The organism is Aestuariivirga sp., assembly GCF_037139295.1.
Taxonomy (GTDB): Bacteria; Pseudomonadota; Alphaproteobacteria; order Rhizobiales; family Aestuariivirgaceae; genus Aestuariivirga.
In genome coordinates this window covers 1-8,469 of record NZ_JBAXGR010000118.1, presented here as the reverse complement: position 1 = coordinate 8,469, position 8,469 = coordinate 1, and the positions used below count along the sequence as shown (strand labels likewise).

Genomic DNA, 8,469 nt, shown 5'->3' with positions numbered 1-8,469 from the left:
TCGAGCTCGGCGGCATCGGGTGCGCCCTTGCCCATCATCTTGCCGAACAGGCCCTTGCCCTGGCCCATCTGCTTCATCATGCCCGCCATCTGGATGTGCATCTTGAGCAGGCGATTGATTTCCTCGACCTTGGTGCCCGAACCGGCGGCCACGCGCTTCTTGCGCTTGGCATCCATTGTCTTGGGGTTCCGGCGCTCATAGGGCGTCATCGAACTGATGATGGCCATCTGGCGCTTCAGCAGCTTGTTGTCGAGGTCCATGCCCTCGACCTGCTTCTTGATCTTGCCCATGCCGGGCAGCATGTTCATGACGCCGCCCATGCCACCGAGCTTCTGCAGCTGCTTCAGCTGGTCGGACAGGTCGTCGAGATCGAAGGCGCCCTTCTTCATGCGCTCGGCGATCTTCTGCGCCTTGGCCTGGTCGAAGTTCAGCGCGGCCTTCTCGACCAGCGAGACGACGTCGCCCATGCCGAGGATGCGGCCGGCGATGCGCTCCGGGTGGAAGTCTTCGAGGCCTTCGAGCTTTTCGCCCGTGCCCATCAGCTTGATGGGCTTGCCCGTCACCTGGCGCATCGAGAGGGCCGCACCGCCGCGGCCATCGCCGTCGATACGGGTGAGCACGATGCCGGAGATGCCGATCTTCTCGTCGAAGCTGCGCGCGAGGTTCACGGCATCCTGGCCGGTGAGCGCGTCAGCGACGAGCAGCGTTTCGTTGGGCTTGACGATATCGCGAACGGAAGCTGCCTCGGCGAGCAGTTCCTCGTCGATGGCGAGGCGGCCCGCGGTGTCGAGCATGACCACGTCATAGCCGCCCTTGCGGGCTTCCGACATGGCGCGCTTCGCGATCTCGATGGGCTGCTGGCCGGGTACGATGGCGAGCGTGTCGACCTTGACCTGTTTGCCGAGAATGGCGAGCTGTTCCTGTGCGGCCGGGCGACGGGTGTCGAGCGAGGCCATCAGCACGCGGCGCTTGTCGCGCTCGGTCAGGCGCTTGGCGATCTTCGCGGTGGTGGTGGTCTTGCCGGAGCCCTGAAGGCCAACCATGAGAATGGCGACAGGCGGCGAGGCGCGCAGGTTGAGGGCGGTGTTCTCGCCGCCGCCCAGCGTCTCGACCATCGCGTCATGGACGATCTTGACCACCATCTGGCCGGGCTTCACGGATTTCACGATCTCGGCGCCGACCGCCTTCTCGCGCACCTTGTCGGTGAAGGTCTTCACCACCTCGAGCGCCACGTCGGCCTCGAGCAGCGCGCGCCGCACTTCGCGCAGCGCGTCCTCGACGTCGGCGTCAGACAGGGCACCGCGTCCGGTGATCTTGTCCAGAATGCCCGACAGGCGATCGCTTAAGGTGTCAAACATGTTCCATTCCCTTCGGCGCAAACGAACAACGCACCCGGGAGCGAATCTCGCTGCCGGATGTTGGCCGCCTCACCTCCCGGGAATGTCAGAACCCCATGTGTGAAACCGCCTGAAGACGTTCAAGCCGTCGTGTGATGGAAGGGCACATAGGGGAAAGCGGCGAAAGAGTCAAATTCCGGAGGGTGGAGACCAGCCCTCTCACGGCCGTCATCCCGGCCAAGACCGGGATCCAGCTTCCCCAGGGCTCCGCGCCCCTAGGGAAGGGTGCACGGCGGCCTTCTGAAGACGGGGGTGTAGCGGCCTCCGAAAACGCCCAAAAGCAATCGTTACAAACTCCGTTACGGCCCTGACTGGTTCCGGCCTTCCCTCGGGGCGCCGCCCGAAGCGGGATCCCGGACTTCGCCGGGATGACGGGCCGAATGGGGTATGTATCTGATCAGGAAGCGAAAATCGCTTCCAATTCCGTTCGCATCGCACCCGGATCGGCGTCGATCCCCGTCCAGTACTTCACCCCGATGACGCCCTGGTTGATCAGCATCCCCAGCCCGTCGATGGTGGTGCAGCCCTGGGCCTTGGCGTCCCGCAGGAAGCGGGTGTCCGGCGGGTCGACAATGACGTCCGCCACCACCATGCCGGGCCTGAGGGTGGAAATGTCGACATCCAGCGGCTGGTTGCCGTTGGCCAATCCGATGGAGGTGGCGTTGACCACGATGTCGGTGCCCTCCGGCACCCGGTAGGGCTGCGGCCATACCACCAGCTCGGTGGGAGTTTTCGTCTTTTCGTTCAACAACTTGACCAGCGGCTCGGCGCGTGACACCGAACGGTTGACGATGGTGAGGGACTTCGCCCCGGCGAGTGCCAGCTCGACGCCGATGGCGCGGGCCGCACCGCCCGCCCCGAACATCACGATGCGCTTGCCCCTGGGGTCCACCACCTCCATCAGCGACTTGAGGAAGCCCTTGCCGTCGGTGTTCTCGCCGATGAGTTTTCCGTTGCGGTTCACGGCGCAGTTGACCGCCCCCATGATGGCTGCACTCTCGCCCAGCCCATCAAGATATTGGATGACCTCCACCTTGTGCGGGATCGACAGGTTGAAGCCCTTCCAGCCCATGGCACGCGCGCCCTTCACGGCATCGGCGAGCTTCTCCGGCGGCACCTCGCAGTTGATGTAGCGCCAGTTGAGGCCATGGTGGCGGAAGGCGGCCTCGATCATGGCCACCGTCGGGTTGCCGTTCGATCCTTCCGAGAAGGAGCCCACCAGTTCGCTCGTGAAATCCCGCGCCGCCATTTGTTCCTCCCGTTTTGCCGCAAGCTATCACCTCTCAGCGGTCTAGCAATCCTCAAGGCTTTTCCCATATAAGGCCCCCATGCCAGAGGCCTCACCTTTCCACTTCCGCAAGATGAACGGGCTCGGAAACGACTTTGTCGTTTTCGACGCGCGCAAGCGTTCGCTTGCCATGGACGAGGCGAAGGCCCGCGCCATCGCCGACCGCAAGACCGGCATCGGCTGCGACCAGCTGATCGTGCTGGAGCCGTCGCCCAGGGCCGACGTCACCATGCGCATCTGGAACAATGAGGGCGGCGAGGTCGAATCCTGCGGCAATGCCACGCGCTGCATCGCCGATATTCTCTTCGACGAGAAGAAGGCCACCCGCGCCACCATCGACACCAAGGGCGGCTTCCTCGTCGCCGAAAAGGGCGGCGACCGGCTGGTCACTGTGGACATGGGGCTCCCCCGCTTCGACTGGCAGGACATTCCGCTCTCCGAGAAGTTCCACGACACGCGCTACATCGATCTGCACGTCGGCCCGGTGGACGCGCCGCTCATTGATCGGCCATCGGTCGTCAACGTCGGCAACCCGCATTGCATTTTCTGGGTGAAGGACCTCGACGTCGTCGACCTGGCCAGAGTCGGGCCGATGTTGGAGCACCACCCGCTGTTCCCGAAGCGCGCGAACATCACGCTCGCCCGCATCGATGCGCGCGACCACGTGGTCATCAAGGTGTGGGAGCGCGGCGCCGGCCTCACCAAGGCCTGCGGCACGGCCGCCTGCGCCGTCATGGCGGCGGGCTTCCGGTTGAAGCGGCTGGACGCGAAGGCCACCATCACGCTGCCGGGCGGTGATCTGTTCATGGGCGTCCGCGAGGCCGATGGCCACGTGATCATGACCGGCCCCGTGGCCTATGAATTCGAAGGCGATCTGCCGCCGCATCTGGCGGTGTGAGATGAGCGAACCCAAATTCGTCACCTTCGGCTGCCGCCTCAACACCTATGAGACCGAGGTGATGCGCAATCATGCGGAGGCCGCGGGTAAGTCCAATGCCATCGTGTTCAACACCTGTGCGGTGACGGCGGAAGCGACCCGCCAAGCCAGGCAGGCGATCCGCAAGGCCAGGGCCGAGAACCCGGATGCGGAAATCATCGTCACCGGCTGCGCCGCGCAGACCGACCCCGAGATGTTCGCCAAGATGCCGGAAGTCTCCCGCGTGCTCGGCAATGAGGAGAAGCTGAAGCTTTCAAGCTGGCAGCATGGTGCGAATGCGCGGGTCTCGGTCTCCGATATCATGGAGGTGAAGGCCGCGAAGCCGCACCTCGTCGATGGCCTCAAGGAGCGCACACGCGCCTTCGTGCAGGTGCAGAACGGCTGCGACCATCGCTGCACCTTCTGCATCATTCCCTTCGGCCGCGGCAATTCACGCTCGCTTCAGGCGGTGGATGTTGTCGAGCAGGTCCGCCGCCTCGTCGGCTCCGGCTATTCCGAGGTGGTGCTGACCGGCGTCGACCTCACCTCATGGGGAGCGGACCTCGAAGGTGCTCCGAAGCTCGGGCTTCTCACAAGTCGCATTCTCAAGACCGTTCCGGAGCTGAAGCGCCTGCGCCTTTCCTCCATCGACTCGATCGAGGCTGACCCCGAACTGATGGACGTGATCGCGGGCGAGGAGCGGGTGATGCCGCACATTCACCTGTCGCTGCAGTCGGGCGACAACATGATTTTGAAGCGCATGAAGCGCCGCCATGCGCGCGAGGACTCGATCGCCTTCTGTTCGGAACTCCGTGCGCGCCGCCCCGGCATCGTCTTCGGTGCCGACATCATCGCGGGCTTCCCGACCGAGACGGACGAGATGTTCGCGAATTCGCTGAAGATCATCGATGACTGCGGCCTCACCTATCTGCACGTCTTTCCCTTCTCTCCGCGCCCCGGCACGCCCGCCGAACGCATGCCGCAGCTCGAGAAGCACATCATCAAGGAGCGCGCTGCGCTGCTGCGCCAGAAGGGCGAGCAGCGGCTCGACCAGTTCCTCAGCCGCGAGGTCGGCACCACGCGCCAGGTGCTGATCGAGACGGAGGCCATGGGCCGCACCGAACATTTCGCGCAGGTGAAGTTTCAAAGCCGCATGGCGCCCGGCGCCATCGTCACCGCCCATGTCACTGGCCGTGGGCCTTCCCATCTCGAGGCCAGGCTCGCCGCATGAGTTTTTTCCGAAAGCTGTTCACCCGCTCCGGCCCCAGGGAGGCGCAGGAGGCCCCGCCGCCTGCCGCCGAGGAGGCCGTCGCGGAGCCGGTCGCTGCACCGGAGCCTCATCCAGTTGCCGAAGAGCCACCGCCTGCGCCCGAACCTGAAAGCCGCAGCGGCTGGTTCTCGCGCCTCTCGGAAGGCCTGTCCAAGTCCTCCCGCTCGATCACCGGCTCCATCACGTCGATCTTCACCAAGAAGAAGCTCGACAAGGCGACGCTGCAGGACCTGGAAGACGTGCTGCTGCAGGCCGACCTGGGGCTCCCCATGGCCGAGCGCATCGTGAAGGCGGTCTCCGCCGGCCGCTATGACAAGGAGATCGACCCGGAAGAGGTGAAGCGCATCCTCGCCGCGGAAGTCGCACAAGTGCTGAAGCCCGTCGAGGTGCCCTTCACCTTCGGCGCGCAGAAGCCCTTCATCATCCTCGTCGTCGGCGTCAATGGTGCGGGCAAGACAACCACCATCGGCAAGCTGGGCTCGATTGCCCGGGCCGAGGGCCACAAGGTGATGTTCGCCGCCTGCGACACGTTCCGGGCCGCCGCCATCGAGCAGCTCAATGTCTGGGGCGGCAGGATCGGCGCCAAGGTGATGTCGCGCCCCACCGGGGCGGATGCCTCTGGCCTGGCTTATGATGCCATTGCCGAAGCCAAGGCCGACGGCACCGACATTCTGTTCATCGACACGGCGGGACGCCTCCAGAACAAGCAGTACCTGATGGACGAGCTCGACAAGATCGTGCGCGTCATCAAGAAGCAGGATGAGGGCGCACCGCACGCGGTGCTGCTCGTGCTCGATGCCACCACGGGCCAGAACGCCATGGCCCAGGCCGATATCTTCACCAAGGTCGCGGGCGTCACCGGCCTGATCATGACCAAGCTCGACGGCACGGCGCGCGGCGGCATCCTCGTCGCCATCGCCGAGCGGTTCAAGATCCCGGTCCATGCCATCGGCGTGGGTGAGAAGATCGAGGATCTGCAGCCCTTCGACGCCGAGGGCTTCGCGCGCGCCATTGCCGGACTGGAGGAAGCATGAGCTTCACCTCGACACCGAAGATGGGGCAGGGCACCAAGCTCCTCATCGAGATGGGCCCGCTCGTCTGCTTCTTCGCGGCCAACTGGAAGGCCGGCATCTTCTGGGGCACCGGCATCTTCATGGTGGCGACGGTGGTGACGCTTACGGCCTCCTGGCTGCTCACGCGCAAGATCGCGATGGTGCCACTGGTGTCGGCGATCTTCGTGGCCATCTTTGGGGCGCTGACCCTGTGGCTGCACAGCGACCTGTTCATCAAGGTCAAGGTGACACTGATCAATGCGCTGTTCGGCGCGGTGCTGCTGGGCGGCGTGGCCTTCGGGCGCAGCTACCTGAAGCTCGTGATGGGCGAGGCGGTGAAGCTCACGGAGGCAGCCTGGCGCACGCTGTCGATCCGCTGGGGCCTGTTCTTCCTGTTCCTCGCGGTGCTGAATGAAGTCGTGTGGCGCAGCGTGTCGACTGACCAGTGGGTCAACTTCAAGGTCTTTGGCCTGCTGCCCTTGACCCTCGTCTTTGCGATTGCCAATGCCCCCTTCATGTCGAAGCACATGATCGAGGATGAGAAGGGCTGATCCTTATGTGTCTTCTCCCGCTTCTTCAGCGGGAGAAGAAGGGACCCGTTGCGGAACGCAACGGGGAGATGAGGGGACGCAGGCGTCGCATTAGGTTCGGAGACCGCGTTCCCTCACCTCCCCCAACTGCGTTGGGGCCCCTTCCTCTCCCGCTGAAACGGGAGAGGACAAAGGGTCACGGCATGCCGTCAAAAGCCCCTGCCGGATTAGAAAACGGCGCGAATTCCGTAACGTTCTCCACGCTGCGGTATTGCTGCAGTGCCCATGTGACGGACGGAAAGGCGATGTCATCCCACGGGATCTCGTCCCAGCCCACCATCATCACCTCGAGGCTCTCCGGCCCTGGCGAGAAAGAGGGTTCTAACATGTGCGCGAGATACATGATCTGCACCTGCGCGATGCGCGGGATGGTGTAGACGGCGAGCAGCCTGTCAATCACGATGGACGCATTGGCTTCCTCATGCGCCTCGCGCATCGCGGCCTGCTCGGTGGTTTCGCCGACTTCCATGAAGCCTGCGGGCAATGTCCAGAAACCGATGCGCGGTTCGATGGCGCGGCGGCACAGCATGATCTTGCCGTCGTGACGCACGATGGATCCCGTGACGATCTTCGGATTGACATAGTGCACGAAACCGCATGTGCTGCAGACATCCCGCTCGTGGCTGTCACCATCGGGAATTTCACGCCGGAAGTCGGGGCTCTGAGTCTTAATGGCCATCGCTTGTCAAGTGTTGAAATCTGTGTGCGGATCATCTTAACTCAGCTCTGGGCAAAGGGCACCCAGGGAATTCACACCGCTTTTTGCTTGCAGCGAAAAATCTGAGCCGCTACTTGTTCGCGGCTCCGCGAGGGGAAGTCCTTACGCTGTCGAGCAACGGTCATGCCAGAGATGGCGCAAGAGTTTTTGCGACACCGAAGGACATCCTTCGGCACGCAGGCAGGAGACGGGGCGAATGACAACAATCAAGGACGTGAAGCAATTCTCGCGTTCACCATCACACCTGTTGAAACGGGCGGCGCAGTACTCGAACCTCATCTACATGGGCGAGGTCGGCAAGTCGGGTCTCACCCACCGCCAGTTCACGGTGCTGCTCGCTGTCGACTCCAATGACGGCAAGAGCCAGACCGAGCTCGTCAAGCTCACCGGCATCGACCGCTCCACCCTCGCCGATCTCGTGGCCCGCCTGCTGGCCCAGGGCTACCTCCAGCGCAAGCGCACCAAGGACGATGGCCGCACCAACGCGATCCGCATCACCGCCGTCGGCAAGAAGATGCTGAAGATGGCCCAGCCGGGCGCTGACGAGGTCGACAAGCAGCTGCTCTCCCTCATCTCGTCCTCCGAGCGCAAGTCCTTCATCGACAATCTGGCCGTTCTCGCGGCCGAGATGGACCGCATCGAGGAAAAGGAACCGGCGAAGCCCGTTCGCAAGCTCAAGACCCGCAAGCGGGCCTGACCCCCTCTCCCTCACGCCTTGTAGATGTCTGCCCTGAAGGCTGCCGCCAGCGCAGCACAGCGTGGGCCCATGGCCGTCACGTCGCCATCATCAGGAAAATGCTGACGGATTTCGCTGCCGCGTGACCGTAACAGCTCCGGAACGGGCCGCCCTGTCACGTCGAAAGCCCGCATCGCGACAGCTGCCAGGCTGGCGAGTGTGAGCTCCAGCAGTTCGCCCGCTTTTTCCTGCTTGCTCCAGGCGAGGAAGACGGGCGAGGCCACATCGTCCTGCGCGAAGCCGCCGGATTCGGAACCGGGCAGCAGCGTGGGCTGAGCCAGCATGCGCATCTCCTCCTCGTAGCCGACCATCGCCATAGCGAGGCAGCCGAGATAGTCGCTGTCAGGATAACCGAGGAAGGGCGGCAGCAATGACACCGGACCATCCTGCAGCTTCGCCGCCACGCGCGCGGCAATCACCGCGAGGTTGGCCATGGAAGCCGTCAACGCATCCATTGCGGCAGGCGCCTGCGCATTGTGATAGCCGCCGGTCGAGACCACCT

The 8,469-nt window shown here is 64.0% G+C and carries 9 protein-coding genes; 5 read left to right on the top strand and 4 right to left on the bottom strand.

Annotation, left to right across the window (positions count from 1 at the left end; all coding sequences use genetic code 11):
- Together ffh and aroE are read right to left on the bottom strand one after the other, a co-directional pair.
- Nucleotides 1-1,358: signal recognition particle protein (gene ffh / locus WCJ41_RS18500; RefSeq protein WP_336907315.1), on the bottom strand; the 1,358-nt coding region annotated here is incomplete at its 3' end.
- 436 nt (nt 1,359-1,794) lie between these two features.
- Nucleotides 1,795-2,646 carry a shikimate dehydrogenase gene (aroE, locus tag WCJ41_RS18495; protein ID WP_336907314.1) on the bottom strand — a complete coding sequence of 284 codons (852 nt, stop codon included), beginning with the start codon at nt 2,644-2,646 and terminating at the stop codon, nt 1,795-1,797.
- Between the two features lie 79 nt (nt 2,647-2,725).
- On the opposite strand from aroE, the gene dapF reads away from it, so the two are divergent.
- Genes dapF through WCJ41_RS18475 form a run of 4 tightly spaced genes read left to right on the top strand, consistent with a single transcriptional unit; the run spans nt 2,726 to nt 6,474 of the window.
- Nucleotides 2,726-3,583: a diaminopimelate epimerase gene (gene dapF, locus WCJ41_RS18490; protein WP_336907313.1), complete on the top strand. Its 858-nt coding sequence runs from the start codon at nt 2,726-2,728 to the stop codon at nt 3,581-3,583.
- A gap of 1 nt (nt 3,584) precedes the next feature.
- Nucleotides 3,585-4,832 (top strand): tRNA (N(6)-L-threonylcarbamoyladenosine(37)-C(2))-methylthiotransferase MtaB, encoded by a 1,248-nt coding sequence (mtaB, locus tag WCJ41_RS18485; protein WP_336907312.1) that lies wholly within the window; start codon nt 3,585-3,587, stop codon nt 4,830-4,832.
- Nucleotides 4,829-5,905 carry a signal recognition particle-docking protein FtsY gene (ftsY, locus tag WCJ41_RS18480; protein ID WP_336907311.1) on the top strand — a complete coding sequence of 359 codons (1,077 nt, stop codon included), beginning with the start codon at nt 4,829-4,831 and terminating at the stop codon, nt 5,903-5,905. Before mtaB ends, ftsY begins: the two co-directional genes overlap by 4 nt.
- Nucleotides 5,902-6,474, top strand: coding sequence for a septation protein A (locus WCJ41_RS18475; protein ID WP_336907310.1), 573 nt, complete (start codon nt 5,902-5,904; stop codon nt 6,472-6,474). Before ftsY ends, WCJ41_RS18475 begins: the two co-directional genes overlap by 4 nt.
- A gap of 175 nt (nt 6,475-6,649) precedes the next feature.
- On the opposite strand, the gene WCJ41_RS18470 is transcribed toward WCJ41_RS18475, so the two are convergent.
- Complete coding sequence (locus WCJ41_RS18470) at nt 6,650-7,192, bottom strand: NUDIX hydrolase (protein WP_336907309.1); 543 nt, start codon at nt 7,190-7,192, stop codon at nt 6,650-6,652.
- 235 nt (nt 7,193-7,427) lie between these two features.
- Between WCJ41_RS18470 and WCJ41_RS18465 the strand changes: the two genes are divergently transcribed.
- Complete coding sequence (locus WCJ41_RS18465) at nt 7,428-7,928, top strand: MarR family transcriptional regulator (protein ID WP_336907308.1); 501 nt, start codon at nt 7,428-7,430, stop codon at nt 7,926-7,928.
- 11 nt (nt 7,929-7,939) lie between these two features.
- Here the strand turns inward: WCJ41_RS18465 and WCJ41_RS18460 are convergent.
- Nucleotides 7,940-8,469 (bottom strand): aromatic amino acid lyase (locus tag WCJ41_RS18460; RefSeq protein ID WP_336907307.1); only part of this gene is annotated, 530 nt, incomplete at its 5' end.